Source organism: Micromonospora sp. DT31, from assembly GCF_049841795.1.
Lineage (GTDB): Bacteria > Actinomycetota > Actinomycetes > Mycobacteriales > Micromonosporaceae > Micromonospora.
Map to the genome: position 1 here is coordinate 81722 of NZ_JBNCKZ010000014.1, position 25853 is coordinate 107574.

The following is a 25853-nucleotide window of genomic DNA, read 5'->3' on the forward strand; positions in this document are numbered from 1 at the left end:
CCCTTCCTTGCTCACTCGGGGACGCGGCGGTAGGCGCCGTCGCTGGCCGAGGTGGCCATCGACGCGTACGCGCGCAGCGCCGCCGACACCGGGCGCTGCCGGTCGACAGGGGTGTACGGGCGGTCCCGCTTCTCCTCGGCCACCCGGCGGGTCGCCAGCTCGTCGTCGGGCACGTTCAGCGCGATCGACCGGCCCGGGATGTCGATGACGATCTCGTCGCCGTCGCGGACCAGCGCGATCGTCCCGCCGGAGGCGGCCTCCGGGGAGACGTGCCCGATGGACAGGCCGGAGGTGCCGCCGGAGAACCGGCCGTCGGTCAGCAGCGCGCAGGAGCGGCCGAGCCCGCGGCCCTTGAGGAAGGAGGTGGGGTACAGCATCTCCTGCATGCCGGGGCCGCCCTTGGGGCCCTCGTAGCGGATCACCACCACGTCCCCGGCGACGACCTGCTTGGCGAGGATCGCGGTGACCGCGTCGTCCTGCGACTCGTAGACCTTGGCGGGGCCGCGGAAGGTCAGGCACTCCTCGGGGACCCCGGCGGTCTTCACCACGCAGCCGTCGGGTGCGAGGTTGCCGTGCAGGATGGCCAGCCCGCCGTCGGCGCTGTAGGCGTGTTCCCGGTCCCGGATGCAGCCGCCGGCCGCGTCGGTGTCCAGCGACGACCAGCGGTTGGTGGTGGAGAACGCCTGGGTGGTGCGTACCCCGCCGGGGGCGGCGTGGAACAGTTCGACCGCTTCGGGGGTGGCGGAGCCGCCCCGCACGTCCCAGTCGGCCAGCCACTGGTCCAGGCCGGGGGAGTGCACGGCGCGCACGTCGCGGTGCAGCAGCCCGGCGCGGTCCAGTTCGCCGAGGATGGCGGGGATGCCGCCGGCCCGGTGCACGTCCTCCATGTGGTAGTTCGGGGAGTTCGGGGCGACCTTGGCCAGGCAGGGGACCCGCCGGGAGATGGCGTCGATGTCGGCCACGCCGAAGTCGAGTTCCGCCTCGCGGGCGGCGGCGAGCAGGTGCAGCACGGTGTTGGTGGAGCCGCCCATGGCCACGTCGAGGGCGACGGCGTTCTCGAACGCCGCCCGGCCGGCGACGGCGCGGGGCAGCACCGTGGCGTCGTCGTGGTCGTACCAGCGCTTGGCGATGTCCACGACGGTGCGTCCGGCGTTGACGAACAGCGACCGGCGCGCGGCGTGGGTGGCCAGCACCGAGCCGTTGCCGGGCAGCGCCAGGCCGATGGCCTCCGTGAGGCAGTTCATCGAGTTGGCGGTGAACATGCCGGAGCAGGAGCCGCAGGTGGGGCACGCGGAGCGTTCGATCTCGTCGAGCTGGCCGTCGGTGACCGCCTCGTTGGAGGAGGCGATCATGGCGTCGATCAGGTCGATCTTGCTGTGCACGATGCCCTCGATCGCCACCGTCTTGCCGGCCTCCATCGGGCCACCGGAGACGAAGACGGTCGGGATGTTGAGCCGCAGCGCGGCGAGCAGCATGCCCGGCGTGATCTTGTCGCAGTTGGAGATGCAGACCAGGGCGTCCGCGCAGTGGGCGTTGACCATGTATTCGACCGCGTCGGCGATCAGCTCCCGGCTGGGCAGGGAGTAGAGCATGCCGCCGTGGCCCATGGCGATGCCGTCGTCCACGGCGATCGTGTTGAACTCCCGGCCCACGCCGCCGGCCTCGGCCACCGCGTCGGCGACCAGGCCGCCGAGGTCCTTGAGGTGGACGTGACCGGGTACGAACTGGGTGAAACTGTTGGCGATGGCGACGATCGGCTTGCCGAAGTCGTCGTCGGTCATCCCGGTGGCCCGCCACAGGGCCCGGGCGCCGGCCATCGTCCGACCATGGGTGGAGGTCCTCGACCGCAGCTCAGGCATGACAACCAGTCTGACACCATCCGCGGGGCGGCCCGCCGCCGCGCACCCTGTGTCCCAACAGTTGCACACCGAGGGCCCCACGGGGTGTGCGAATCCGGCAGAGTTGACGCGTGCAGTCGTCCCCGGTGGTGGTGACCGTGGCGGCGCTGAGCGGGTTCACCGCGACCGGCGCCGTGGTGCTGCTGGCCGCGTCCGCCAGGCGTCGCACCGGCCCACGCCGGGGGGCCCACCTCCTGCTCGCGCTCGCCGCCGCGGTGGCTCTGCTCAGCCTGTTGGTCGGCCTCGGCGTCCTGCTGGTCGCCGGTGAGCACCTGACGCACCGGCACGGCCGGCGCAGCGACTGGACGGTGGTGGTGGGGGTGGGCACCGCGCTGGCCGGGCTCGGCCTCGGTGCCGCCCTGCTCCGGCTGCCCGGCGCCGTCGCGACCCGGGCCGCCACGGCCCGGCTGCTGCTCGACGGCCTGATCATGGGCAGCGCGTTCTGGTTCGTCGGCTGGGTGATGGTCAGCGCGCCCACCCGGCTGCTGGGCGCCGCCACCCCGCCGGCCGGCCTGCCCGTCCTGCTCGCCACGATCGCCGCCGCGCTCACCGCCGGGCTGACCGTGATGCTGGCGCTGCGCGCCACCCCGCCACGGGTGTGGCTGACGCTGCTCGGGGGTGGCGCGGTCGTGGTGACCACGGGCGGGCTCGGCGTCACCGCCGGGCTCTTCCGGGGCGGTCCCGGGATGGCCCTGACCGGGGTCGTGGTGGCCGCCGCAGGTCTGGCCGCCACCGCCGTCGCCGGGCGTCGGGCCGACCTGACGCGGCTCGACCTCGATCTCATCCGCCGCGACGGCGAGTACGCCTTCGTGCCGATGTTCGCCATCGCCGCCGCCGCGATGTACCACCTGGTGCAGGGGGGCCGCTTCGACGGGTACGGCATCGTGGCCGGCTCGGTCGAGGGGTTCGCCCTGGTGACCCGGCAGTACCTCGCACTCAACGACGTGCGCGGCTACGCGGTCCGGCTGGCCGAGCGGGAGGCGCACTTCCGCGAGCTGGCGCACACCGACGCGCTCACCGGCCTGGCCAACCGGCGAGGGCTGCTGCGTGCACTGCACCGCAGCGCCGGTGCCGGCGTGCCCTGTGTCCTGCTGGGGCTGGACCTCGACGGCTTCAAGAACGTCAACGACATGCGCGGGCACGATGTCGGCGACGCGGTGCTCGTCGAGGTGGGGCGGCGGTTGCGGGGCAACCTGCGCCCCGGTGATCTGGCCGCCCGGCTCGGTGGCGACGAGTTCGCGGTGCTGATGCCCGGTGCGGCCGAACCGGGCCCGGTGGCCGACCGGCTGCTCGGGGTGCTCGGGCGCCCCTACGAGGTGGTGGAGGGGCCGGTCTTCCTCTCGGTGAGCATCGGGGTGGCCGCCGGGCAGGGGGAGCACGACGTCGAGTTGCTGCTGCGCAACGCCGACCTGGCGCTGCGCTACGCCAAGCAGCGGGGCAAGAACCGGATCGAGCGCTACGACGCCACGTACGACCAGTTGCTCAGTCGACGTACCCGGGTGGAGCACGAGCTGCGGGGTGCCATCGAGCGCGACGAGCTGCGGCTGGTGTTCCAGCCGGTGGCGTCGCTGCCGTCGGTGCGTCCGGTGGGTGCCGAGGCGCTGCTGCGCTGGCGCCACCCGGAGCTGGGCAACGTCCGGCCGGACGAGTTCATCCCGCTGGCCGAGGAGTGCGGGATGATCGCCAAGCTGGGTGTGTGGGTGCTGCACCAGGCATGCCATCAGCTCTCCCGCTGGCTGGCCGACGGGCACGACGTGTGGGTGTCGGTGAACGTCTCCCCGCGTGAGCTGCACGCCCCGGAGTACGTCGTCCAGGTCGCCGACGCGTTGCGCGCCCACCGTGTGCCGCCGCAGCGGCTGGTGCTGGAGGTGACCGAGCACGCGGTCGCCACCGACGTGGACGAGCTGATCCGGCGGTTGACCGCGCTGCGGTTGACAGGCGTACGCATCGCGCTCGACGACTTCGGCGCCGGTTACTCCTCGTTGGGTCAGCTCCGGCGGTTGCCGATCGACATCCTCAAGATCGATCACAGTCTGGTCGCGGAGCACGAGCCGGTCCGGCCGGTGGGTCGGGACGGGCCGGCGTTCGCGCCGATGGTGGACATCGTGATGCGCCTGGGCCACCAGTTCGGGTTGGAGGTGATCGCCGAGGGGGTGACCAACCCGGCGGAGTTGGCCGCCGTGGTGGCCGCCGGCTGCCGGTTCGGTCAGGGGGCGCTGTTCGGCTGGGGCGTACCGGCGGAGCACCTGGAGGCGATGCTGGAGGCGGCGACCGCGCCCGGCAACAGGTCCATCGCGGTGCGGCCTCCGTCGCCGCCCTCGCCGGTCGGCGCTCCGTCGCCGCTGCCGCCCCGGCTGCGTGACAACCCGCCCGCGCCGCTGCCCGTCCAGCTGCCCTCGTGGGACGTGTCGCCGCAGGTGGAGCCGGATGTGAAGAGGGCGGGTGGGGGCGACACGCCCACGTCCGTGAACCAAAATGTGGGATCAGTTGACTCATCGCGTGAGATGCGTCAGGCTTGACCGCATGACGTCGAACTGGTCGCCGCGAGTACTTACCTGAGCGCACTCTCCCACCGAGAGTGCGCTGGCCCCGTGCATCCTGCACGTGGGCTTTTTTGTTGCCGTCGGACCATCGCCGGGACCGCCGCGTCCCATCCTGTGAAGCGCGTCACCCACTCACCGCCGAAGGCTTGAACCGCCATGACGAGACCCACGCCAGAAACACTCGCCAACTCCGCCCGGCGGGCCCGCTCGGGCACCGGCGCGGCCGGTGACTCCGACAACGCCGCCGCCTCCCGGCCGGGCCGGGGCGCTCCGGCCGGCGACGCCGCCACCACGCCGGTACGCCAGCCGGCCACCGCGCAGGTCTCCGGCGCCGGTTCCCTGGTGCGATCGCTCGAGGCGCTCGGCGTCGACGTGGTCTTCGGCATCCCGGGTGGTGCCATCCTGCCGGCCTACGACCCGCTCTACGACTCCACCGTCCGGCACATCCTGGTCCGCCACGAGCAGGGCGCCGGGCACGCGGCCACCGGCTACGCGCAGGCCACCGGCCGGGTCGGTGTCTGCATCGCCACCTCCGGCCCGGGCGCGACGAACCTGGTGACCCCGATCGCCGACGCCTACATGGACTCGGTGCCGATCGTGGCGATCACCGGCCAGGTGGCCCGGCCGTCGATCGGCACGGACGCCTTCCAGGAGGCCGACATCCAGGGCATCACGCTGCCGATCACCAAGCACAACTTCCTGGTGCAGACCGCCGACGAGATCCCCCGGGTGCTGGCCGAGGCGTTCCACCTGGCCGCGACCGGCCGGCCCGGCCCGGTGCTCGTCGACATCCCGAAGGACGTGCTCCAGGCGCCGGCCACCTTCTCCTGGCCGCCGACGCTCGACCTGCCCGGCTACCGGCCCACGCTGCATCCGCACGGCAAGCAGATCCGCGAGGCGGCCCGGCTGATGACCGGTGCCCGCCGCCCGGTGCTCTACGTCGGCGGCGGCGTGCTCAAGGCCGGGGCCACCGAAGGGCTGCGCCGGCTGGCCGAGCAGACCGGCATCCCGGTGGTGACCACCCTCATGGCGCTTGGCGCGTTCCCCGACTCGCACCGCCAGCATTTGGGCATGCCCGGCATGCACGGCACGGTCGCCGCGGTCTACGGCCTGCAGAAGGCCGATCTGATCGTGGCGCTGGGCGCCCGGTTCGACGACCGGGTGACCGGCAGGCTGGACTCGTTCGCGCCGGACGCGACGGTGGTGCACGCCGACATCGACCCGGCGGAGATCGGCAAGAACCGGCACGTCGACGTCCCGATCGTGGGCGACGCGCGGCACGTGATCGACGAGTTGGTCGCGGCGGTGACCGCCGAGCAGGCCGCCGGCACGTCGACCGACCTGACCGACTGGTGGACCCAGCTCGACGACCTGCGCCAGCGGTACCCGCTGGGCTTCGAGGAGCCGTCCGACGGCACCCTCTCCCCGCAGTACGTGATCAAGCGGCTGGGTGAGATCGCCGGTCCGGATGCGATCTACGTGGCGGGTGTCGGCCAGCACCAGATGTGGGCCAGCCAGTTCATCTCGTACGAGAAGCCGCAGACCTGGCTCAACTCCGGTGGGCTGGGCACCATGGGTTACGCCGTCCCGGCCGCGATGGGCGCCAAGGTGGGCTGCCCGGACACCACGGTCTGGGCGATCGACGGCGACGGCTGCTTCCAGATGACCAACCAGGAGCTGGCGACCTGCGCGCTGGAGGGCATCCCGGTCAAGGTCGCGGTGATCAACAACGGCAATCTGGGCATGGTGCGGCAGTGGCAGACCCTGTTCTACGGGGAGCGCTACTCCAACACCGAGCTGGGCACGCACAAGCACCGCATCCCGGACTTCGTCAAGCTCGCCGAGGCGCTCGGCTGCGTCGGGTTGCGCTGCGAGAACGCCGCCGACGTGGACAAGACCATCGAGGCGGCCATGGCGATCAACGACGCGCCGGTGGTCATCGACTTCGTGGTCGGCAAGGACGCGATGGTCTGGCCGATGGTGGCCGCCGGCACCAGCAACGACGAGATCATGTTCGCGCGGGGTGTGCGCCCCGCCTTCGACGAGGACGAGCTGTAGTCATGGCCGAACGCACCGAGCGCAGCGAGGGCCGTGAGGGCATGACGAGGAAGGTGCCGGTCATGGCCGAACGCACCGAGCGCAGCGAGGGCCGTGAGGGCATGACGAGGAAGGCACTGTAATGACGATGCACACGTTGTCCGTGCTGGTGGAGAACAAGCCGGGTGTCCTCGCCCGGGTCTCCGGGCTGTTCTCCCGGCGCGGTTTCAACATCGACAGTCTCGCCGTCGGCGAGACCGAGAACCCGGACGTCTCCCGGATCACCATCGTGGTCAACGCCGAGTCCTCCCCGCTGGAGCAGGTGACCAAGCAGCTCAACAAGCTTGTCAACGTACTCAAGATCGTGGAGCTGGACGCGCAGGTCGCGGTGGCGCGGGAGCTGCTGCTGGTCAAGGTCCGCGCGGACCGCGCGGCCCGCGCCCAGGTGTTGGAGACGGTCGGCCTGTTCCGCGCGCGGGTGGTCGACGTTGCACCTGACACGTTGACGATCGAGGCCACCGGCACCCCGGACAAGCTCGACGCGTTGCTGCGGGACCTGGAGCCGTTGGGCATCAAGGAGATGGTCCAGTCCGGCACCGTCGCCATCGGGCGCGGTTCGCGCGCCATCACCGCCGGCCCGTCCCTGCGCGCCGCCTGATCCGCACCCACCAGTTCGTACGAAAGGGAAGTCCATGAGCGTTGAGGTGTTCTACGACGACGACGCCGACCTGGGCCTGATCCAGGGTCGCAAGGTCGCCGTGATCGGGTACGGCAGTCAGGGTCACGCGCACGCGCTGTCGCTGCGCGACTCCGGCGTCGACGTGGTGATCGGCCTGCCCGCCGGGTCGAAGAGCCGACCCAAGGCCGAGGAGGAGGGTCTGCGGGTACTCACCCCGGCGGAGGCGGCGGCGGAGGCCGACGTGATCATGATCCTGGCGCCGGACACCGCTCAGCGCGGCCTCTACGCCGAGGCCATCGCGCCGAACCTGACCGCGGGCAAGGCGCTGTTCTTCGGGCACGGCTTCAACATCCGGTACGGCCTGATCAAGCCGCCGGCCGACGTGGACGTGGCGATGGTCGCCCCGAAGGGCCCCGGTCACCTGGTCCGCCGCCAGTACGTCGACGGCAAGGGCGTGCCCTGCCTGGTGGCCGTCGAGCAGGACCCCAGCGGCAACGCGCTCGGGCTGGCCCTGGCCTACGCGAAGGCGATCGGTGGCACCCGGGCCGGCGTGATCCGGACCACGTTCACCGAGGAGACCGAGACCGACCTGTTCGGCGAGCAGGCGGTGCTATGCGGTGGCGCGGCGGCGCTGGTGCAGACCGGTTTCGAGGTGCTCACCGAGGCCGGCTACGCCCCCGAGGTGGCCTACTTCGAGTGCCTGCACGAGTTGAAGCTCATCGTTGACCTGATGTACGAGGGCGGCATCGCCCGGATGCGCTACAGCATCTCCGACACCGCCGAGTACGGCGACCTGTCCCGCGGCCCGCGGGTGATCGACTCCCGGGTCAAGGAGGAGATGCGCAAGATCCTCGGCGAGATCCAGTCGGGTGAGTTCGCCCGCGAGTGGGTCGCCGAGGACGAGGCGGGCCGGCCGAACTTCGCCAAGTGGCAGGCCGAGGGCGCGGCGCACCCGATCGAGGAGACCGGGCAGAAGCTGCGCGGCATGATGAGCTGGGTGGACCGGCCGATCACCGAGACCGCCTGATCAAAGCATCCTGCCGGGCGGGTCGCCCGGCGCGGCAGGACAGTGGTGAGCGGCACCCCGCAGCGGCCGAACCGTGCCTCGGCGGGGTGCCGCTCACCAGCACGTTCGTCGCCCTCGGAGTGACGTTGCGTACCGCCCGGGCGGGGCGCGGCCGCGTGTGAGGGCACTCACCCCGCACTCCGGGGTACGACCACCGGCCCGCCACCTACGATCCCAGGGGTAGGTGCGCAGTCGGCACCTGACGGCCATGGCACGGCTCAGCGCAGGGCGCAGCGCGGCGTCCCGCCGCCCCGGACCAACCGCATACGACGTCTACGAGGACCGATGAATCCTGTCGTACTGATCGCCGAAGAACTCGCCCCCGCCGCCATCGAGGTGCTCGCCCACGACTTCGACGTGCGACACGTGGACGGCACCGACCGCCCGGCTCTGCTCTCCGCCCTCTCCGAGGCCGACGCGGTGATCGTACGCAGCGCCACCCAGATCGACGCCGAGGCGGTCGCCGCCGCGCCGCGCCTGAAGGTGGTCGCCCGGGCGGGCGTCGGCCTGGACAACGTCGAGGTGCCGGCCGCCACCGCGCGGGGCGTCATGGTGGTCAACGCGCCCACCTCCAACATCGTCTCCGCGGCCGAGCAGGCCGTCGCGCTGCTGCTCGCGGTGGCCCGCAACACCGCCAGCGCCAGTGCCGCGCTCAAGGCCGGCGAGTGGAAGCGGTCCAAGTACACAGGCGTCGAGATCCAGGGCAAGACCGTCGGCGTGGTCGGCCTCGGCCGTATCGGCGTGCTGTTCGCGCAGCGCATCGCCGCGTTCGGCACCCGGCTGATCGCATACGACCCGTACATCCAGCCGGCCCGCGCCGCGCAGCTCGGTGTCCGGCTGGTCGGCCTGGAGGAACTGCTGCGGGAGAGCGACTTCATCTCGATCCACCTGCCGAAGACGCCGGAGACCGTGGGCCTGATCGGCGAGAAGGAGCTGGCGATCGTCAAGCCGGGTGTCCGGATCGTCAACGCGGCCCGGGGTGGGCTGATCGACGAGCAGGCGCTCGCGGACGCGATCGCCGAGGGCCGGGTCGCCGCCGCCGGCGTCGACGTGTACGCCAAGGAGCCCTGCACCTCCTCGCCGCTGTTCGCCTTCGACAACGTGGTGGCCACCCCGCACCTGGGCGCCTCCACGAACGAGGCGCAGGACAAGGCCGGTCTCGCGGTCGCCAAGAGCGTCAAGCTGGCGCTTCAGGGCGAGTTCGTGCCGGACGCGGTGAACGTGCAGGCCGGCGGCGTGGTCGCCGAGGACGTCCGCCCGCTGCTGCCGCTGGCCGAGAAGCTGGGCCGGGCCTTCACCGCCCTGGCCGGCGGGGTGGCCGCCAGCGTCACCGTCGAGGTGCGCGGCGAGATCGCCTCCCACGACGTGTCGGTGCTCAAGCTCGCCGCCACGAAGGGGCTGTTCAGCTCGGTGGTGGAGGAGCAGGTCACCTACGTCAACGCGCCGCACCTGGCCGCCGAGCGGGGTGTCGAGGTCACCCTGACGACGCCCGGCGAGACCGTCGACCACCCGAACCTGGTGACCGTGCGCGGCGCGCTGCCGGACGGGCGGACCGTCCGGGTGTCCGGCACGGTGGCCCACGCCGGTGCCCGCGACGTGTTCAAGCTGACCGAGGTGGACGGCTTCGACGTGGAGATCGCGGCGGAGGGCATCCTGCTGTTCCTGCGTTACGTCGACCGGCCGGGCGTGGTCGGCACGGTCGGCACGCTGCTCGGCGAGGCGGGCGTCAACATCGCCGCCATGCAGGTGGCCCGTCGGGAGGCCGGCGGTGAGACGCTGATGACGCTCACCGTCGACCAGGCGCTCGGCGCCGACCTGCTCACCTCGGCGGCCGACTCGATCGGCGCGGTCTCGGCCAGCGCGGCCGACCTGCGCGACGTGTAGTCCGCTGCGGACGATCGGGGCCCGGCCGGTGACGGCCGGGCCCTTCGTCGTCGTGGCGGCTGGCCGTCAATGGACGGCCGGTTGCCGAGGGACGGCCGGTCGGGGGTGCGGTGTCAGGACCGGGCGCGGGCCGGCGGCGGGTAGACCGAACCGTCCTGGGCGTCGAACAGCATCAGGTCGTGCTCGCCGGCGAGCCGTTCGATGTCCAGCAGAACCTGATCCGGGCAGGTGGGGTGCAGGTTCATCTCGATGTGGTCGGCGGCCGCGTGCAGCGGCGCGACCTGCCACGGGCTGTCCGGCCGGTCCGGCTGGTCGGGGTAGCTTCCGGTGATCGCCCGGTAGAAGGCGACGAGCCGGGGGTCGGGGTGCTGCCGACTGTGCCAGCCCTCGCGGCAGTCCCGCACCGCCGCCCGCACCTGCTCCGGTGTCGCCCCGTTCGGCAGGGCCCACACGCTCAGATCGAAACTCACGGCGGACAGCGTGCCATCCCGGGCCGGGCCCGTCACCCCTGCCCCACCGCAGGTTCCCCGCTGACCGTGCAGACAGGACCGGGCCGCGTCCGCTGTGGAACTCTTGCGTCGAGTTGCGTCGATTAGCTAGCGTATCGGGGCGGTCTCCGGCTGAGTCGATCCCCGACCCGTCTTCGGGTGACGCGGTCGGGCGCCCGGCCCGTCGGTCCCGCACCCCTCGATTGCGCGAGCCACGCGCACTCGTCGCTGACCGGCCTCCACGGTCGTTGCCGAGACCGTGGGGGCCGATCGCGGTCCACGCGGCCCCGGGTGCGGCGGCCCGGCGCGTCAGCGCCTGTTGTGCGCGAACAGCGGGCGGTAGTCGCAGTCGCCGCGGAACCAGGCCAGACCGGCGGGGCCGGCGGCGTACAGCGCGGTGGCGTAGGCGTCGGCGATCGCCAGGTCCCGCCCGACCACTGTCGCGGCCACCAGCCGGTCCGTCGGCTCCCCGGTGTGCGGGTCGACCACGTGTCCGCGCCGCCCGGTGACCCCGGAGGTGCCCACCGCGCCGGAGGTCATCTCCAGCACGACCGGGGTCCGGCGCGTGTCGGTGGGGTGGTGCACCGCGATCCGCCACGGGCCGCCGTGCGCGGCCCGGCCGCGTACGGTCAGGTCGGCGCCGGCGAGCACCGCGTAGTCGTGGATGCCGGCGGCGCGCAGCCGGGTGGCCGCCCGCTCCACCGCCCAGCCGCCGAGCAGGCCGCCCGGGTCGAAGCCGCCGGGCACCGCCCAGGCGTCGAACCAGCCGTCGGTCGCTGCCCGCATCGCCGCGCAGAGGTCCACCAGTTCGGCCAGCGGCGGGTACGAGTCTGGGCTGATCTCGTCGCGGCGCAGCCGCGACACCAGGCTGTCCGGCCGGTTCGGGCTGTAGGTGAGGTCGATGGCGCGCAACTCGGCGACGGCGTCCCGCAGCGCCTCGCCCACGCAGCGGTGGCCCAGCCAGCCGGGCGCGTTGAGCAGCAGCGTGTACTCGGCGGTCGAGGTGGTCACCGTGTGCCGGACGCTGATCCGGTCGTACCCGGTGGCACCGGACCGCTCGACGCGGTGGTTGTTGGCACCCAGGCGCAGGTCGGGGCGGAGTGGGCGGAACGCGGCCTGGTCGATCCACCGCGTGCGTGGTTGCTCGTCCGCCCAGTGCGCCCGCCGGTGCTCGATCCGCATCACGCCTGCCCCCTCACTGGTCGCCGCCGCGTCGCGGCGGTGCCGGTACGGGTCCCCGTCAAACCCGTGAATCCCGACCCTAAGCAGTGGACATGACCGCACCATGAGTGCTGCCTGGGAGCATGCTGTGATTCCATGTTCCCGGATGGTGGAAGAATCGTACCGGGACGCGGGACGCCGACGTACCGTTGCCGGCAGCACGACGAGGTGAGGAGATCAGGTGGCACGCATCGCGGTGGTGGCCGGTGACGGGATCGGGCCCGAGGTGGTCGCGCAGGCCCGCAAGGTCCTCGACGCGGTGCTGCCCGGCGTCGAGGCCACCGAGTACGACCTCGGTGCGGCGCGTTGGCACCGCACCGGCGAGGTGCTGCCCGACTCCGTCCTGGACGAGCTGGCCGGGCACGACGCCATCCTGCTCGGCGCGGTCGGCGAGCCGACCGTGCCGCCGGGCGTGCTGGAACGCGGCCTGCTGCTCAAGCTCCGTTTCGCCTTCGACCAGTACGTCAACCTCCGCCCGTCCCGGCTCTGGCCCGGCGTGGCCGGCCCGCTGGCCGCCGTCAAGCCCGGCGAGGTGGACCTCGTCGTGGTCCGCGAGGGCACCGAAGGGCTGTACGCGGGCGCCGGCGGCAGCCTGCACCGGGACACCCCGGCCGAGGTCGCCACCGAGGAGAGCCTGAACACCCGGCACGGCGTCGAGCGGGTGATCCGCGACGCGTTCGCCCGCGCCCGCCGCCGGGAACGGCGCAAGGTGACGCTGGTGCACAAGACGAACGTGCTCGCCCACGCCGGTTCGCTCTGGTCGCGGGCCTTCGCGGCGGTGGCCGCCGAGCACCCCGACGTGACCACGGAATACCAGCACATCGACGCCGCGGCGATGTTCCTGGTGACCAATCCGTCCCGGTACGACGTGGTGGTCACCGACAACCTGTTCGGCGACATCCTCACCGACATCGCCGCCGCGGTGACCGGTGGCATCGGGCTGGCGGCCAGCGGCTGCATCAACCCGGAGGGGCGCTATCCGTCGATGTTCGAGCCGGTGCACGGCTCCGCCCCGGACATCGCCGGCAAGGGCGTCGCCGACCCGGTCGCCGCGGTGCTCTCCGCGGCACTGCTGCTCGACCAGCTCGGCCACGCCGACGCCGCCGCCCGGGTGACCGCCGCGGTCGGCGCCGAACTGGCCGCTCGTACGCCCGGGGCGGCGCTGCGCACCGAGGAGGTCGGCGACCGGCTCGCCGGCTTCGCCGTAGCCTGACCGGGCCGACCCTCCCTGGCCCGGTACCCGGGCCGCCAGACCCGTGTCCCGGGCGCGCTCCCGCTCCGCCGGTCGGCGGAGCTATCCGCTGAACGACCGTTCGGGGTAAGTTTCTGGCACCAGTGACGTCGGCGTGCGATCCCGCATGCCGTGGACCCGCAGGGAGGTCAGCGCGATGAGCGGTGGTGACAAGCTCGATTTCGAGATCCGTCCGAATCCCGCGCCGGTATCCGCCGCCGACCGGGCCGCCCTGCTGGCGAACCCGGGCTTCGGCCGGGTGTTCACCGACCACATGGTCACCATCCGCTACGCCGAGGGCAAGGGTTGGTACGACGCCCGCCTGGAGGCCCGCGCGCCGATCCCGATGGACCCGGCCGCGGCGGTGCTGCACTACGCGCAGGAGATCTTCGAAGGGCTGAAGGCGTACCGCACCGGCGACGGCGCGGTGACGATGTTCCGTCCGGAGTCCAACGCGGCCCGGTTCGCCGCCTCCGCCCGCCGGCTGGCCATGCCGGAGCTGCCCGCGGAGACGTTCGTGGAGTCGCTGCGTCAACTGGTCGAGATCGACCGGGAGTGGATCCCCGAGCACGAGGACGCCAGCCTCTACCTGCGGCCGTTCATGTTCGCCAGCGAGGTCTTCCTCGGTGTGCGCCCGGCCAACGAATACCTCTACTGCGTGATCGCCTCGCCGGCCGGCGCGTACTTCGCCGGTGGGGTGAAGCCGGTGACGGTCTGGGTGTCGCCGGACTACACCCGGGCGGCGCCCGGCGGGACCGGCGCGGCCAAGTGCGGCGGCAACTACGCCGCCTCGCTCGCGGCGCAGGCCGAGGCGATCGAGGCCGGCTGCGACCAGGTGGTCTTCCTGGACGCGGTCGAGCGTCGGTTCGTCGACGAGCTGGGCGGCATGAACGTCTTCTTCGTCTACGACGACGGCACGCTCGTCACCCCGCCGCTGGGCGGCACGATCCTGCCGGGCATCACCCGCGACGCGATCCTCACGCTGGCCGCCGAGGCCGGGCACGAGGTGCGGGAGCGGCCGGTCAGCTTCGCCGACTGGCAGGCGGACGCGGCCAGTGGCCGGTTGCGCGAGGTCTTCGCCTGCGGCACCGCCGCCGTGATCACCCCGATCGGCGGGGTGCGGTTCCCGGACGGGGAGTTCCTCATCGGCGGCGGTGAGCCGGGCCGCACCACCACCGCGCTGCGGCAGAAGCTCGTCGACATCCAGCGCGGTCGCGCCGAGGACCGCCACGACTGGGTGACCCGGGTCCTCTGACGACCTCCCGCCCCGGCACCGCCCGCACGGGCGGTGCCGGGGCGCGGGTCAGTCGAGCAGGTGGGTGCGCAGGGCGTCGAGCTGGTGCTCGGCCACGCCGGCGTGGATCAGGTAGCCCTCGACCGAGCCGTGGCCGGCGCGCAGTTCGGCGAGGAACAGCTCCATCGCCTCGGCGGGGGAGGCCAGGAACGGCAGGGGTGGGTCCGCCGCGTCCGGCAGCGTCGTCCGTACCCAGGTCTGGAACCGTTCCGACGCGGCGGTGCTCAGCGCGTAGTCGGCGACCACGTCGTCGTCGGGCACACCCAGCACGCTCAGGGTGAGCGCGCAGACGATGCCGGTGCGGTCCTTCCCGGCGACGCAGTGCACCACCACCGGGGCGTTGGCGCTGTCCGCGATCAGCCCGATCGCCTCGGCGAGCCCGGCGGTGCCGGTACGCGCCAGGTCGGCGTAGCGGTCGGCCAGGTAGCGGGCGAGGCTGGGCCCGGCGGGGTCGAACCGCTGCGCGCCCCAGTCGTCGTGCTCGGGGTGGATGTGGCGGTAGGCGAGCCCGTCGTACGCCGGCACCCGGCCGTCGCGTTCCACCTCGGTGGGCCGGCGCAGGTCGATCACGGTGCGGATGCCCAACGCGGTGAACGCCGCCCGGTCGGTCTCGGCGACGCGGTGCAGCGAGTCGGAGCGGTAGAGCCGGCCACGTCGCACGGTGCGGCCGTCGCGGGTGGTGTAGCCGCCGACGTCGCGGAAGTTGAACAGCGTGGGGAAGGGGTTCTCCGGTGCGTCCATCCTCGACACGGTAACGACCGACGGGGGCGCGTGTACGCCCCCGTCGGTCGGGTGTCGGGTGTCAGGCGCGCGGGGGGACGTCAGGTGGCAGCGCGGAGTGGTTCTCGCCGTAGTAGCCGCCGAGCCGGTCCCGGAACGCGGGGTCGGCGTGGCTGCTCTCGTCGTACTCCGGAGCGGCCTTGATCTGGTCCTTGGCCCGGTCGACGTACACCGTGCGCGCGTCGTGGTCGACCAGGTCGACGGTCCCGGCGGGCAACATCACCTTCTTGCCGAAGATCCACGGCCCGGTGTCCACGACCAGGTAGCTGTCGTCGACGTCGTGGCTCGCCCGGTCGATCTTCCCGATGCCGCCGTCGGTGGCCTCGACCGCGTAGCCGGTCAGGTCGGCGCTGGCCACGCCGGCGGTGTCCCGGTAGCGCCACGGGTCGAAGGCGCCGGCCGGTGCGCCCCCGGCGATCGTGCCCCGGCCGTCGTCCAGGACCGGCTCGGTGCTGCCGTGCGTGGCGTGCGGATCCAGTCCGTCCATCTGCCGTCCTTCCGTCCGCAACGCCGCGACCCTCGCGACGCCGTCCTGCCCCGACGGATTTACCCACGCCGTCGGGGGGTCAACCCGCCCGGCCGAGGGTCCCGGCCGCGGCGGTGGCCACGCTCACCCCGACGCTTGTCCCGAAGTATGGAATACGGCTCCCATAATCGCACGGAGGTGGCAGAGTACGGGGCATGACCAGCCTCGCCCTGATCATTAGCAGCTAGCGCGCCGGCCCTTCCTCGCCGAGCGCGCCGACCTCCCGCATTCGCGGGGGGTCTTTTTGTTTCTCCCCGCAGGCCCGAGATGAGGACTTCGATGACCTTCCAGGTGTACGACACGACGCTGCGTGACGGCGCGCAGCGCGAAGGGCTCACCTACTCGGTGGTCGACAAGCTGGCGGTGGCCCGCCTGCTCGACGACCTCGGGGTCGGCTTCATCGAGGGCGGCTGGCCGGGTGCGGTGCCCAAGGACACCGAGTTCTTCCGGCGGGCCCGCACCGAACTGGAACTGCGGCACGCGGTCCTCGTCGCGTTCGGCGCCACCCGCAAGGCCGGCCTGGCGGTGGAGGACGACCCGCAGGTGCGCGGGCTGCTCGACGCGGGCACCACGGCGGTGGCGCTTGTCGCCAAGGCGGACCTGCGGCACGTCGAGCGGGCGCTGCGCACCACCGCCGAGGAGAACCTGGCCATGGTCCGCGACACCGTGTCCTACCTGGTGGCGCAGGGACGACGGGTCTTCGTCGACGGCGAGCACTGCTTCGACGGCTTCCGGCACGACCCCGGCTACACCGCCGCCGTGGCGCAGGCCGCGCTGGACGCCGGTGCCGAGCGCTTCGTGCTCTGCGACACCAACGGCGGCATGCTGCCCTCCCAGGTCACCGCCGTGGTCGAGGGAGTGGTCGCGCGTACCGGGGCCGCGCCGGAGCGGCTCGGCATGCACGCCCAGAACGACACCTCCTGCGCGGTGGCCAACACCATCGCCGCGGTCGAGGCCGGCGTCCGGCACGTCCAGGGCACCGCGAACGGGTACGGCGAGCGCCCGGGCAACGCCGACATCTTCGCCGTCGTCGCCAATCTCCAGCTCAAGCTGGGCATGCCGGTCCTACCGGAGGGCTGCCTGGAACAGATGGTGCGGGTCTCGCACGCCATCGCCGAGATCGCCAACATCGCCCCCGACACCCACCAGGCCTACGTCGGGGCCGCCGCCTTCGCCCACAAGGCGGGGCTGCACGCGAGCGCGATCAAGGTCGACCCGTTGCTCTACAACCACGTGGACCCGTCGGTGGTGGGCAACGACATGCGGATCCTGGTGACCGAGATGGCCGGCCGGGCCAGCATCGAGCTCAAGAGCCGCGAGCTCGGTCTGGACCTGGCCGGCCATCCGGAGGCGCTGTCCCGGGTCACCCGCCGGGTCAAGGAACTGGAGGCGGACGGCTGGTCGTTCGAGGCCGCCGACGCCTCGTTCGAGCTGTTGGTCCGCTCGGAGCTGCCCGGCGCGGCGCCGGCCCGGCCGTTCGCGCTGGAGTCGTACCGGGTGCTTGTCGAGCACCGCGAGGACGGCTCGGTGGTCTCCGAGGCGACCGTGAAGATCCGGGTACGCGGTGAGCGGGTGATCGCCACCGCCGAGGGCAACGGCCCGGTCAACGCGCTGGACGAGGCGTTGCGGGTGGGACTGGCCCGGCACTATCCGGAGCTGCGCGAGTTCGAGCTGGCCGACTACAAGGTGCGCATCCTGGAGGGCAGTCACGGCACCGGGGCGGTGACCCGGGTGCTTGTGGAGACGGCCGGCGCCGGCCGGGACTGGACCACCGTGGGCGTGCACCACAACGTGGTCGAGGCCAGCTGGCACGCGCTTGTGGACGCGCTCACCTACGGCCTGCACCGGGCCCGCGTGCCGGGTGGAAGCGCGGCCTGACTCAGCCGGCCGGCAGGCGCAGCGTGGCGAGCAGCGCGCGGTGGTCGCTGCCCGGCACCGGGAACGTGCCGGCGGAGCGCGCCGCGATGCGCCTGTCGACCAGCACATGGTCGATCGCGACCGGCGGGAGTGGGTCGCCGTCGCACGGGCCCCAGGTGCCGGCGAACCCGGCCCCGGCCGCGTCCGCCGCGTCGGTGTAGCCGGTGGCGATCAGGTCCCGCAGCGCCGCGTGGTCGAGTGTGGCGTTGAAGTCCCCGGCCAGCACGCTGAGCCCGCCGTGCGGGGTGGCGTGCGGCTGGGCCCGCTGGTCGGTCCACCAGTCCGGCACCACGTCCACCGCGTAGGGCGCGGCCGGGTGCGCGGACTCGACCCGCAGCGGCGGCGCACCCGGCACCTTCACCGTGGCGTACGCCTGGGTGAAGAAGAACCCCTGGTTGCGCCGGTGGCCGCCGTCGCGCAGCGGGTGACGGGCGTACACGCCGGACCCGGTGGCGCCCACCTCCGGGCTCAACGACCGGTGCGGCAGCAGCGTGGCCAGGCCGAGCCGGTCCAGGCCGGCTGCGAGCGCCGGCGTGAGCTCCTGCACCGTGAGCACGTCCACCCGCCGGGCCCGGATGAGGTCGACCAGCGCCGCGGCGTCGGCCGAGCCGAGGCGCAGGTTGGCGGTGAGCAGCCGTAGCGTCGGACCGTCGGCCGGGGGCCGATCGCCGGGAAGCGCGCGGGGCGCGACCGCGCCGATCAGCGCCAGCGCGGCGACGGCCGCGACCACCGCCGGCGCCCGGCGCCGCAGAGCGAGCGCCGTCACCGCGACGGCCGGGGCCACGGCGGCGACGTACGGCGTGAAGGCGATCGCCAGCACCAGCGGACCGCGTTCCCACCCGGTCAGGCGCACCAGTGCCCAGGCCGCGAGTGGTGCCCCCGCCAGCCAGCACGCGACCGTGGCCCACCGGCCGCCCCGGGCGGCCACCCGCGCCCGGTCCGGCATCGTGATCATGGCGAGCAGGCTACCGCAATGCCGTCCGAAAGCATTTCATGCATGATTTCCCGCAATTCCAGAGTATCTTTTCGATCGGCCGACACGCAATAAACGCTATTGACCCCCCGTATTTTGCGGTGCTAGGTTCCACCTGGTTGAGACGTCGCGACTCTCTGTAATAAAGCCAGCTCAACGGCGGTGTACTTACCCAGCGGATGCACGATGATCCGCAATTATTCGCGCGCAGTCGCCGTATCACCACGGTCCACAAAGGGAGAACTCATGGCCACATTCTTCAAGCGGAAGGCGACGGTCGTGGCCCTCGCCGCGCTGTCCCTCACCCTGGCTGGTGGAGGGATCGCTGCCGCACAGCCGGAGGCCAAGCCGCAGCCCGCCCCCCGCGCGTCCTCGGCCCAGCCGCCGGTGAGCGCCGTCGAAAGGCAGGCCGCCCGGTCCGCGATGCGGGCCACCCTGGCCCCACCGGCAGCGGGTCAGGTCGCCTGGGCGGTCGTGGCGGCCAACGGCACGCTGTTGCAGCACTCCGGCAACGTGGTGTCCGCGTTCCGGTTCACCCCCGGGCCGGGGGTCTCCGCCGGGCAGTACCAGGTGCTGCTCGACTACAACGTCTCCGGCAAGGCGTACGTGGCCACGATCGGCACGAACGACACGGCGAACGTCCCGCCGGGCGGGGAGATCTCGGTCGCGCCCCGGACGCTGACCCCGAACGCGATCTTCGTGCAGACCCGCTCCTCGGGTGGCAGCGCCACGGACCGGCCGTTCCACATCGTCGTCACCAGCTGAACCCCCCGACCACGCGCCGACCCCCGCCCCGGCGGGGGTCGGTGTCGTGTTCCGTCCCGGTCCGGTGCGCGGCGCGACCGTTCGCGCCGTTGCCGCCGGAACGGGGAGATGCTGCCCGTCCCGTCCTCCGAGCACCGCCGAGACGCCGATAATCCGACGTTTGTCGCAGGTCAGTCACGGGAAGCAAGCACCGTGACGGACATCTCGGACACCTTGGCCAGCGCGCCCAGCCCGGTCGATGCCGATGCGGGCAGCGTCGAGCTGGAACAGACCCTCTTCGAGGTCAAACGCGTGATCGTCGGGCAGGATCGGCTCGTCGACCGTCTGCTCACCGCGCTCATCGCCGACGGCCACTGCCTGCTGGAGGGCGTGCCGGGCGTGGCCAAGACCCTGGCCGCGCAGACCCTGGCCACGGTGGTCGGCGGCACCTTCTCCCGGATCCAGTTCACGCCCGACCTGGTCCCCTCGGACATCGTCGGCACCCGGATCTACCGCGCCTCCACCGAGACGTTCGACGTGGAACTCGGGCCGATCATGGCGAACCTGGTGCTCGCCGACGAGATCAACCGCGCTCCGGCCAAGGTCCAGTCGGCCCTGCTGGAGGCGATGGCCGACCGGCAGGTCACGATCGCCGGCCGCAGCTGGCCCGTGCCGGACCCGTTCCTGGTGCTGGCCACCCAGAACCCGATCGAGTCCGAGGGCGTCTACCAACTGCCCGAGGCGCAGCGGGACCGGTTCCTCATGAAGATCGTGGTCGGCTATCCGAGCGACGCCGAGGAACTGGCCATCCTCTACCGGATGAGCACCGAGCGTCCCACCGCGCGCCCGGTGCTCGACCCGGACCGGCTGCGCGAACTCCAACGCCGGGCCACCGACGTGTTCGTCCACCACGCGCTCGCCGAGTACGTCGTCCGGCTCATCCTGGCCACCCGCGACCCGGAACGGTTCGGCCTGCCCGACCTGGCGCCCCTGCTGGCGTACGGGGCCAGCCCCCGGGCCACGCTCGGCCTGGTGGCGGCCGCCCGCGCGCAGGCGCTCATCCACGGCCGGGACTACGTGCTGCCCGAGGACATCCGGGAGCTGGCGGTGGACGTGCTGGCCCACCGGTTGGTGCTCTCCTTCGACGCGGTGGCCGACGGGATCTCCGGGGAGGACCTGGTGCGACGGATCGTGGAGGCGGTGCCCCCACCCCGGCTGGTGACCGGCCCCGCCCGGACGACGCCGGACCTGGCGGCGGCGTGACCCGCCGGGTGGACCCCGGACCGGCCGATCCCGGGCTGGCCGACCTGGCGCCCGACCAGCGGCTGCGCCGGCTGGAGCTGACCGTGACCCGACGCCTCGACGGGCTGCTGCACGGCCGCTACCGGGGGCTGCTGCCCGGCCCCGGCAGCGAGGCGGCCGGCAGCCGCGAGTACCGCCCCGGCGAGGACGAGGTCCGGCGGATGGACTGGGCGGTCACCGCCCGCACCACGATCCCGCACGTCCGGGAGGTCGACGCCGACCGGGAACTGACCACCTGGCTGCTCGTCGACGCCAGCCCCAGCATGGAGTACGGCACCGCCGCGCTGGACAAACGGGAGCTGGCGGTGGCGGCCGTCGCCGCGGTCGGCTTCCTCACCGCGGGGGTGGGCAACCGCCTCGGCGCCCAGGTGCTCAGCTCGGACGGGCTGCGCCGGTTCCCGGCCCGCAGCGGGCGCATCCACCTGCTCGGGCTGCTGCGCGCGTTGCTCGGCGCCCCGCGTACCGCGGATCGGCCCGACCCGGGGTCGACGGCGCCGGGCCTGGCCGACGGCCTCGACGGCCTCCAGCGGGTCGCCACCCGGCGAGGGCTGGTGGTGGTCGTCTCCGACTTCCTCGACGACCTGCCCGACGATCCGCAGGCGTTCCCGCCCTGGGTGGCCGCGCTGCGCCGGCTGGCCGTGCGGCACCAGGTGCTCGCCGTCGAGGTGACCGATCCGCGCGAGCTGGAACTGCCCGACGTCGGGCTGATCACGCTCATCGACCCGGAGAGCGGCCGGCACCGCGAGGTGTGGACCGGCGATCCGGGGCTGCGCGACAGGTACGCGCGGGCCGCCGCCGCCCAACGCGAGCAGGTGCGCGGCGCACTGCACCGGGCCGGCGCGACCCACCTGGCGCTGCGTACCGACCGGGACTGGTGTGCGGACGTCGTCCGGCACGTGCACGAGCAGCGCCGGCTCGCCACCGCCCCGGCCGCCGCCCGGGGAGGTGTCGGATGACCTTCCAGTCACCGGCCCGACTGTGGCTCCTGCTCGCCGTCCTCGCGCTTGTCGCCGGCTACCTGGCGGTGCAACGCCGGCAGAGCCGGTACGCGGTGCGGTTCACCAACCTGCGACTGCTGGACCGGGTCGCCCCACGGCGTCCGGCCTGGCGTCGGCACGTACCGGCGGGGCTCTTCCTGGCCATGCTGGCGCTGCTGGTGGTCGGCTTCGCCCGGCCCGAGGCGGAGGTGCGGGTGCCCCGGGAACGGGCCACCGTGATGGTGGCGGTGGACGTGTCCACCTCGATGCTCGCCGGCGACGTGGACCCGGACCGGTTGACCGCGGCGAAGGAGGCCGGCCGGCGGTTCGTCGACGGGCTGCCGGACGAGTTCAACGTGGGACTCGTCGCGTTCGCCGGCAGCGCGGCGGTGCTGGTGCCGCCGAGCACCGACCGGGAGGCGCTGCACGAGGGGCTCGAGCGCCTCGCCGAGGGCATCACCGGCGTGCAGGGCACCGCCATCGGCGAGGCGATAGGCACGTCGCTCGGCGCGGTCAAGAGCCTCGACGCCACGGCCGCGAAGGACCCACCGCCGGCCCGGATCATCATCCTCTCCGACGGTGCGAACACCTCCGGGACCGACCCGATGGAGGCAGCGGAGCAGGCGGTGGCCGCCAAGGTGCCGGTGCACACCATCTCGTTCGGCACGCCCGGCGGTTCGGTCGACCGGGGTGGTCGGGCGATCCAGGTGCCGGTGGACGGGCAGACGCTGCGGGCGGTCGCCGAGCAGACCGGCGGCGGCTTCCACGAGGCGTCCACGAGCGCCGAGCTGAAGGACGTCTACGAGGACATCGGCACCTCGGTGGGTTACCGCACGCAGCGGCAGGACATCTCGGCCCGCTTCATCGGCCTCGGACTGATCCTGGCCGTGGGCGCCGCCGGCGGCTCGCTGCGGTGGTTCTCCCGCCTGCCCTGACCCGCACCGCCCGACCGGACGACGGCACGACACGTGAGGAGCCAGGCATGGCAGTGCAGACCGGACTCGGCGAGCCGCGGGGCCCGTGGTTCGTCTCGCCCGAACTGGGCCCGGACGGGCGTGGTCCCCACGACGTACCCGGGTCGTGGCCGGACGCGGGCCGGCAGGGCTGGCGCAGTCGGCTGTTGGGCGTGGCGGCGGTGGTCGCGCTCTCCACCGTCTCCGGCGCGGCGGCCGGCACCTGGGCGGCCGATCGGGGGGCGCCGGGTCCGACCGCCGCGTCCGCCGCCCCGGTGCCGGCGGAACTGGTCACCGCCGCCGGCAAGACGGTGCCCGGGGTGGTCTCGGTGCTGGTCGGGAGCCGGTCCGGGGCCTCGGCGTCGGGCTCCGGCTTCGCCATCGACAACGAGCAGCACATCGTCACCAACGACCACATCCTGGCCCGGGGTGGGGGCGGGGCGGTGACGGTGGAGACCTCGGACGGGCGGCGTTTCCCGGCGGAGGTGGTGGGCCGGGAGCCAGGCAGTGACCTGGCCGTGCTCAAGGTGCCCGCCTCGGCCGGGCTGCCGCCGCTGCCGCTGGCCAAGGCGAACTCGACCCGGGTGGGTGAGCCGGTGCTGGCGGTCGGGTCGCCGCTGGGGCTCTCCGGCACGGTGACCGCCGGTATCGTCAGCGCGCTCGGTCGGCAGGTGCGCATCGGCAACGGCCGGCACACCGCGGTGCAGACCGACGCCTCCATCAACCCGGGCAACTCCGGCGGGCCGCTGGTCAACGCCCGCGGTGAGGTGGTGGGCGTGAACACCGCCATCGCCACCATCGACGGCAACGGCTCGATCGGCATCGGGTTCGCCATTCCGATCGACCAGGTCCAGCAGACCGCCGACACGATCATCGGCCGCGGCGGCTGAGCCAGCCGTGCCGCGTGGCGGCTACCTGCGCGGACGTGCAACGGGCGCTGGACGGGAACGGGCAACTGTCGGATATCTGGCGTGGGAGCATCCGGGCATAGAAATATTACGCTGCGTATGAATACTGGCGGAGGTGGAGCAAGCAGTCATTGCGGCCCTCCTCCTGGTGGGCCTGATCATCGGCGCCGGCGTCGGCGCGTCGTACGCCCGCGCGCAGCGGGGTTGGAAGGACTACCAGACCATCCGGACCAGCGTGCCGGGCGCGCGACGCAGCGCCTGGCTGGCGATCCGGGGCGTGGTGGTCAAGTTCGCCGTCATCGCCCTGCTGCTGGTCGGCGCGGCCGCGTACGCCGCCGCCGACGGGGACGAGGAACAGCCCGGCCCCACCCCGACCGGAACCCCCACGCCGAGTCACCGTGCCGGGCGCTAGCCTCGGGGCGTGGACGACGGACTGCGGGTGACCGACCGGATCGTGGTGCCCGCCGTCGAGCTGCGCGAGCGCTTCTCCCGGTCCTCCGGGCCGGGTGGGCAGGGGGTCAACACCACCGACTCCCGGGTGGAGCTGAGCTTCGACCTGGCCGCCTCGCCCAGCGTGCCGGAGGCGTTGCGGGAGCGGGCACTGACCCGGCTGGCCGGCCGCCTGGTCGACGGGGTGCTGACCGTGACGGCCAGCGAACACCGGGCGCAACTGGCCAACCGGGAGGCGGCCCGGGAACGGATGGCCGCACTGCTGCGCGAGGCGGTCGCGCCGCCGCCGAAACCGCGTCGGCCGACCCGCCCCTCCCGGGGCGCGAAGGAACGCCGGCTGGCTGAGAAGAAGCGCCAGTCCCAACGCAAACGCGACCGTCGGGTGGACGGCGACTGACCGAAAACGGGTTGAGGGGCTGGCGAGTCCGATCGGAGAATGTCGCTCCGTGATCGACTTCTCCGTCAAGCCCACCCTCACCGGCGAGCGGGTGGTGCTGCGACCGTTCCACGACGAGGACCTCCCGGCCCTGGCCACGATCCTGGCCGACCCGGAGGTGGCCCGGCTGACCGGTAGCCCGCCCGGGGAAGGCTTCGAGCCGACCCGGCTGCGCGCCTGGTACGGCACCCGCAACAGCCAGCCCGACCGGCTCGACCTGGCCGTGGTCGACCGCGCCACCGGCGTCTGCGTCGGCGAGGTGGTCCTCAACGAGTGGGACCAGGTCAACGCGAGCTGCAACTTCCGCACCCTTCTCGGCCCGGACGGCCGGGACCGCGGCCTCGGCACCGAGGCGGTCCGGCTGGTCGTCGGGTACGGCTTCGAGCGCCTCGGTCTGCACCGCGTCGGGTTGGAGGTGTTCGCGTTCAACCCGCGGGCGCGGCGCGCGTACGAGAAGGTGGGTTTCGTCGCCGAGGGCACCCTGCGGCAGGTGCTGCGCGACGGTGACGACTGGGTGGACGCCACCGTCATGTCGATCCTGGCGCAGGAGTGGGCGCGGCACCGGGGGCACCCGCAGGGTTGAATCGCAGGCGTCGAAGCGGTCCGATGCCCACGGGAGCGTCAGGGGGCCGCCAGCAGCGTCGCGCACACCTCGACAAGCCGGGCGCGGAGCCGGCCCGCGCGCTGCGCGAACTCGCGTTGACGAAGAACGTACTCGGCCTTGCCCTCGGGGGTCTCGACGGCCACCGCCGGTTCGCCGTAGGACGAGAAGTCGTACGGCGAGGCCCGCATGTCGAGCAGCCGGATCTCCCGCGCCAGCTCGAAGCAGTCGAGTGCCAGGTCCCCCGGCACCGCCGGGCCGAGCTTCGTCGCCCACTTGTGGCAGTCCATCGAGGCGTGCAGGCAGCCGGGCTGATCCAGCTCGACCTGGCTCGCCCGGGTGGGCCGGAGCCGGTTGAGGTGGACCGCGTCCGGGGTGAAGAACCGGAACGCGTCGAAGTGCGTGCACCGGATCTGATGCGACTCGACCACCGCGTCGGTGCCCTCCTGCCCGAGTCGCAGGGGCAGCGGATGGCGGTGGGCGCGCTGGCGGTACACCATCGCCCACTCGTGCAGCCCGAAGCAGCCGGTGAAGGCGGGCCGGGACGCGATCGAGGACAACAGGCGGTGGATGAAGCGCACCGAATCGGCCCGGTCGGCGAGGAACGCGGCCACGTCGAGGCGTACCACTCCGTCCGCGTCCGTCGCGTACCAACGCCACTGCCGGTGCGGGGCCGGGCCGTCCGGTCCCGGCTCCAGGACGACACCCACGCCGGGATGCCACCGCCGGAGCACCGACGGCCGGGTGCCGTAGTAGTCGTACAGGAAGTCGTCGATGGCGTGCCGTTCCCCGGTGACCTTCCGGGCGCGGTGCCCGGCGGTGAGCGCGTCGGCGCGCTCCTCGTGGGCCCGGGACAGCGACGCCCAGACCGGGGCGGGCAGCGCGCGCCATCGGCCGGGCGCGGTGGTGCGGGCGGCGGTCACGGACCCCAGGGTACGACCGCCG

23 protein-coding genes are annotated in these 25853 nt (G+C 73.0%); 16 read left to right on the forward strand and 7 right to left on the reverse strand.

Annotated elements, in window-relative coordinates:
- Positions 1-11: 11 nt before the first annotated feature.
- Positions 12-1859 (reverse strand): dihydroxy-acid dehydratase, encoded by a 1848-nt coding sequence (gene ilvD / locus ACLQ2X_RS21595; RefSeq protein WP_425682892.1) that lies wholly within the window; start codon positions 1857-1859, stop codon positions 12-14.
- 110 nt (positions 1860-1969) lie between these two features.
- Here ilvD and ACLQ2X_RS21600 point away from each other — a divergent pair, with 110 nt between their 5' ends.
- The 5 genes from ACLQ2X_RS21600 (at position 1970) to serA (ending at position 10107) form a co-directional block, all read left to right on the forward strand.
- Positions 1970-4417, forward strand: coding sequence for a putative bifunctional diguanylate cyclase/phosphodiesterase (locus tag ACLQ2X_RS21600; protein WP_425682893.1), 2448 nt, complete (start codon positions 1970-1972; stop codon positions 4415-4417).
- Positions 4418-4597: 180 nt separating this feature from the next.
- Positions 4598-6499, forward strand: coding sequence for an acetolactate synthase large subunit (locus ACLQ2X_RS21605; RefSeq protein WP_425682894.1), 1902 nt, complete (start codon positions 4598-4600; stop codon positions 6497-6499).
- 121 nt (positions 6500-6620) lie between these two features.
- The gene (gene ilvN / locus ACLQ2X_RS21610) at positions 6621-7136 is read left to right on the forward strand and encodes an acetolactate synthase small subunit (protein ID WP_425682895.1); all 516 of its coding nucleotides are present in this window, start codon (positions 6621-6623) and stop codon (positions 7134-7136) included.
- A 34-nt stretch (positions 7137-7170) separates the two neighbouring features.
- Positions 7171-8184: a ketol-acid reductoisomerase gene (gene ilvC / locus ACLQ2X_RS21615; protein WP_425682896.1), complete on the forward strand. Its 1014-nt coding sequence runs from the start codon at positions 7171-7173 to the stop codon at positions 8182-8184.
- A 324-nt stretch (positions 8185-8508) separates the two neighbouring features.
- The gene (gene serA, locus ACLQ2X_RS21620; protein ID WP_425682897.1) at positions 8509-10107 is read left to right on the forward strand and encodes a phosphoglycerate dehydrogenase; all 1599 of its coding nucleotides are present in this window, start codon (positions 8509-8511) and stop codon (positions 10105-10107) included.
- Positions 10108-10220: 113 nt separating this feature from the next.
- Here the strand turns inward: serA and ACLQ2X_RS21625 are convergent, their stop codons facing one another.
- Together ACLQ2X_RS21625 and ACLQ2X_RS21630 are read right to left on the reverse strand one after the other, a co-directional pair.
- The gene (locus tag ACLQ2X_RS21625; RefSeq protein ID WP_425682898.1) at positions 10221-10577 is read right to left on the reverse strand and encodes a hypothetical protein; all 357 of its coding nucleotides are present in this window, start codon (positions 10575-10577) and stop codon (positions 10221-10223) included.
- A 327-nt stretch (positions 10578-10904) separates the two neighbouring features.
- A complete protein-coding gene (locus ACLQ2X_RS21630) occupies positions 10905-11777 on the reverse strand; it encodes an FAD:protein FMN transferase (RefSeq protein WP_425682899.1) in 873 nt (290 codons plus the stop codon).
- A gap of 220 nt (positions 11778-11997) precedes the next feature.
- Here ACLQ2X_RS21630 and ACLQ2X_RS21635 point away from each other — a divergent pair, with 220 nt between their 5' ends.
- Positions 11998-13029 (forward strand): 3-isopropylmalate dehydrogenase, encoded by a 1032-nt coding sequence (locus ACLQ2X_RS21635; protein WP_425682900.1) that lies wholly within the window; start codon positions 11998-12000, stop codon positions 13027-13029.
- A 175-nt stretch (positions 13030-13204) separates the two neighbouring features.
- Positions 13205-14302 carry a branched-chain amino acid aminotransferase gene (locus ACLQ2X_RS21640; protein ID WP_425682901.1) on the forward strand — a complete coding sequence of 366 codons (1098 nt, stop codon included), beginning with the start codon at positions 13205-13207 and terminating at the stop codon, positions 14300-14302.
- A gap of 48 nt (positions 14303-14350) precedes the next feature.
- Here the strand turns inward: ACLQ2X_RS21640 and ACLQ2X_RS21645 are convergent, their stop codons facing one another.
- Together ACLQ2X_RS21645 and ACLQ2X_RS21650 are read right to left on the reverse strand one after the other, a co-directional pair.
- Positions 14351-15082 (reverse strand): tyrosine-protein phosphatase, encoded by a 732-nt coding sequence (locus ACLQ2X_RS21645; RefSeq protein WP_425682902.1) that lies wholly within the window; start codon positions 15080-15082, stop codon positions 14351-14353.
- A gap of 61 nt (positions 15083-15143) precedes the next feature.
- Complete coding sequence (locus ACLQ2X_RS21650) at positions 15144-15608, reverse strand: PRC-barrel domain containing protein (protein WP_425682903.1); 465 nt, start codon at positions 15606-15608, stop codon at positions 15144-15146.
- A 318-nt stretch (positions 15609-15926) separates the two neighbouring features.
- Here ACLQ2X_RS21650 and cimA point away from each other — a divergent pair, with 318 nt between their 5' ends.
- Positions 15927-17525, forward strand: coding sequence for a citramalate synthase (gene cimA / locus ACLQ2X_RS21655; RefSeq protein ID WP_425682904.1), 1599 nt, complete (start codon positions 15927-15929; stop codon positions 17523-17525).
- Between the two features lies 1 nt (position 17526).
- Here the strand turns inward: cimA and ACLQ2X_RS21660 are convergent, their stop codons facing one another.
- A complete protein-coding gene (locus ACLQ2X_RS21660) occupies positions 17527-18519 on the reverse strand; it encodes an endonuclease/exonuclease/phosphatase family protein (protein ID WP_425682905.1) in 993 nt (330 codons plus the stop codon).
- Between the two features lie 264 nt (positions 18520-18783).
- Between ACLQ2X_RS21660 and ACLQ2X_RS21665 the strand changes: the two genes are divergently transcribed.
- The 8 genes from ACLQ2X_RS21665 (at position 18784) to ACLQ2X_RS21700 (ending at position 24890) form a co-directional block, all read left to right on the forward strand.
- On the forward strand, positions 18784-19302 hold the full coding sequence (locus ACLQ2X_RS21665; RefSeq protein ID WP_425682906.1) for a hypothetical protein: 519 nt from the start codon (positions 18784-18786) through the stop codon (positions 19300-19302).
- Between the two features lie 192 nt (positions 19303-19494).
- Complete coding sequence (locus ACLQ2X_RS21670) at positions 19495-20544, forward strand: AAA family ATPase (protein ID WP_425682907.1); 1050 nt, start codon at positions 19495-19497, stop codon at positions 20542-20544.
- Positions 20541-21539, forward strand: a complete 999-nt coding sequence (locus ACLQ2X_RS21675; RefSeq protein ID WP_425682908.1) for a DUF58 domain-containing protein — start codon at positions 20541-20543, stop codon at positions 21537-21539. Before ACLQ2X_RS21670 ends, ACLQ2X_RS21675 begins: the two co-directional genes overlap by 4 nt.
- Positions 21536-22495, forward strand: a complete 960-nt coding sequence (locus ACLQ2X_RS21680) for a VWA domain-containing protein (protein ID WP_425682909.1) — start codon at positions 21536-21538, stop codon at positions 22493-22495. Before ACLQ2X_RS21675 ends, ACLQ2X_RS21680 begins: the two co-directional genes overlap by 4 nt.
- A gap of 47 nt (positions 22496-22542) precedes the next feature.
- Positions 22543-23403 (forward strand): S1C family serine protease, encoded by an 861-nt coding sequence (locus ACLQ2X_RS21685; protein WP_425682910.1) that lies wholly within the window; start codon positions 22543-22545, stop codon positions 23401-23403.
- A gap of 133 nt (positions 23404-23536) precedes the next feature.
- The gene (locus tag ACLQ2X_RS21690) at positions 23537-23833 is read left to right on the forward strand and encodes a hypothetical protein (protein ID WP_425682911.1); all 297 of its coding nucleotides are present in this window, start codon (positions 23537-23539) and stop codon (positions 23831-23833) included.
- A gap of 9 nt (positions 23834-23842) precedes the next feature.
- Positions 23843-24268, forward strand: coding sequence for an alternative ribosome rescue aminoacyl-tRNA hydrolase ArfB (gene arfB, locus ACLQ2X_RS21695; RefSeq protein WP_425682912.1), 426 nt, complete (start codon positions 23843-23845; stop codon positions 24266-24268).
- Between the two features lie 49 nt (positions 24269-24317).
- Complete coding sequence (locus ACLQ2X_RS21700) at positions 24318-24890, forward strand: GNAT family N-acetyltransferase (protein WP_425682913.1); 573 nt, start codon at positions 24318-24320, stop codon at positions 24888-24890.
- Positions 24891-24928: 38 nt separating this feature from the next.
- On the opposite strand, the gene ACLQ2X_RS21705 is transcribed toward ACLQ2X_RS21700, so the two are convergent.
- The gene (locus ACLQ2X_RS21705; protein WP_425682914.1) at positions 24929-25831 is read right to left on the reverse strand and encodes a 3-methyladenine DNA glycosylase; all 903 of its coding nucleotides are present in this window, start codon (positions 25829-25831) and stop codon (positions 24929-24931) included.
- Positions 25832-25853: the final 22 nt, after the last annotated feature.

Coding starts and splice junctions, on each gene's coding strand:
- ilvD (WP_425682892.1), bottom strand. CDS start 1,859: ATGCCTGAGCTGCGGTCGAGGACCTCCACCCATGGTCGGACGATGGCC.
- ACLQ2X_RS21605 (WP_425682894.1), top strand. CDS start 4,598: ATGACGAGACCCACGCCAGAAACACTCGCCAACTCCGCCCGGCGGGCC.
- ilvN (WP_425682895.1), top strand. CDS start 6,621: ATGACGATGCACACGTTGTCCGTGCTGGTGGAGAACAAGCCGGGTGTC.
- ilvC (WP_425682896.1), top strand. CDS start 7,171: ATGAGCGTTGAGGTGTTCTACGACGACGACGCCGACCTGGGCCTGATC.
- serA (WP_425682897.1), top strand. CDS start 8,509: ATGAATCCTGTCGTACTGATCGCCGAAGAACTCGCCCCCGCCGCCATC.
- ACLQ2X_RS21630 (WP_425682899.1), bottom strand. CDS start 11,777: ATGCGGATCGAGCACCGGCGGGCGCACTGGGCGGACGAGCAACCACGC.
- ACLQ2X_RS21640 (WP_425682901.1), top strand. CDS start 13,205: ATGAGCGGTGGTGACAAGCTCGATTTCGAGATCCGTCCGAATCCCGCG.
- ACLQ2X_RS21645 (WP_425682902.1), bottom strand. CDS start 15,082: ATGGACGCACCGGAGAACCCCTTCCCCACGCTGTTCAACTTCCGCGAC.
- ACLQ2X_RS21650 (WP_425682903.1), bottom strand. CDS start 15,608: ATGGACGGACTGGATCCGCACGCCACGCACGGCAGCACCGAGCCGGTC.
- cimA (WP_425682904.1), top strand. CDS start 15,927: ATGACCTTCCAGGTGTACGACACGACGCTGCGTGACGGCGCGCAGCGC.
- ACLQ2X_RS21660 (WP_425682905.1), bottom strand. CDS start 18,519: ATGATCACGATGCCGGACCGGGCGCGGGTGGCCGCCCGGGGCGGCCGG.
- ACLQ2X_RS21665 (WP_425682906.1), top strand. CDS start 18,784: ATGGCCACATTCTTCAAGCGGAAGGCGACGGTCGTGGCCCTCGCCGCG.
- ACLQ2X_RS21680 (WP_425682909.1), top strand. CDS start 21,536: ATGACCTTCCAGTCACCGGCCCGACTGTGGCTCCTGCTCGCCGTCCTC.
- ACLQ2X_RS21685 (WP_425682910.1), top strand. CDS start 22,543: ATGGCAGTGCAGACCGGACTCGGCGAGCCGCGGGGCCCGTGGTTCGTC.